The sequence below is a fragment of the Streptomyces sp. 8K308 genome (genome assembly GCF_004348315.1).
Classification (GTDB): Bacteria; Actinomycetota; Actinomycetes; order Streptomycetales; family Streptomycetaceae; genus Streptomyces.
Genome location: NZ_SMKC01000644.1, coordinates 1 through 1,152 on the forward strand (window position 1 = coordinate 1; position 1,152 = coordinate 1,152).

The 1,152-nt window shown below is 72.0% G+C and carries 1 protein-coding gene and 1 riboswitch; the gene reads right to left on the bottom strand.

The window, feature by feature from the left end:
* Positions 1-7: 7 nt before the first annotated feature.
* Positions 8-766, bottom strand: a complete 759-nt coding sequence (locus tag E1265_RS36390; protein WP_132935201.1) for a LysM peptidoglycan-binding domain-containing M23 family metallopeptidase — start codon at positions 764-766, stop codon at positions 8-10.
* Between the two features lie 5 nt (positions 767-771).
* A riboswitch (cyclic di-AMP (ydaO/yuaA leader) is annotated at positions 772-941 on the bottom strand.
* Positions 942-1,152 lie beyond the last annotated feature (211 nt).

A 1,152-nucleotide genomic window follows, 5' to 3' on the forward strand; every position in this document is an offset into this window, starting at 1 on the left:
GGAGGCGTCAGATGGTGACGCCGTGCTCCCTGAGGTAGGCCAGCGGGTCGATGTCCGAGCCGTAGGCCGGTCCGGTGCGCACCTCGAAGTGCAGGTGCGGTCCGGTGGAGTTGCCGGTGGAGCCCGACAGGCCGATCTGGTCGCCCGTGGAGACGGTCTGGCCGACGCTCACGGAGATCGACGACAGGTGGGCGTACTGGCTGTAGTGGCCGTCCGGGTGCCGGATGACGACCTCGTTGCCGTAGGAGTTGACCGTGCCGGCGCTGACCACCTCGCCCGAGGTGATCGCGGCGACCGGGGTGCCGGTGGCGACGGGGAAGTCGACGCCGGTGTGGTGCCCGGAGGCCCACATCGAGCCGGCGATGCCGTAGGCGGTGCCGAGCGGGCCCGAGACCGGCGCGGTGTAGTCGCCGACGGAGGTCTCGGCGGCGGACTGTTCGGCCGGCGCGGACTCGGTGGTGACGGCGGCTTCCTCGTCGAGGACGAGCTCCAGGCCCGGCGTGATCAGCCGCGGGTCGTCGCCGATGACGTCCCGGTTGACCTCGTACAGGGCCTGCCAGCCGCCGTCGACGTCGTGGTCGGCGGCGATCTCGTAGAGGGTGTCGCCCGCCTTGACCTCGTAGGTCTCGGCCGGGGCGGCGTGGGCGGCGCCGGAGGCGACCAGGGGCAGGACGATGCCGGCTCCGCCGGCGGAGAGCATCAGGGAGATGCGCGATATGTGCCGGGCGCGGGCGCGCTGGCGGCGGTGACGTCCGCGAGCGGACATGGCTGTGCTCCTCCTCCAGACGCCTACGAGGTGAGCTGTCGGGTTCGGGCCGGAGTCGCCCGGCCACGGCCGAAGGTCGTTCGGCGTGGCTTCACCCCAAGCCGGCGTCCTGGGCGGACGGCCGGCGGAAAGTGGGTCCCCCGCTCCTGCCATACGGAAGTGGTGCCACGACCGCCTCCGGTGGCAGGACTCGGCGTCCGGCGGCGGCTCGCCGCGGGATCGCGGCGCGAAGATGACGGTAAGCCGAGGCGTTCCGACAGGACAAGGAACGGGGTTCCGTCCCGGTGTGACGGGGAATACCGCCACTTTTCGATCGTCACGGAAGGGAGCCGCGCGACTGCAGAATGCTATCGCGCCGGCGGCCACGCTACACCCAACCCCCCGCG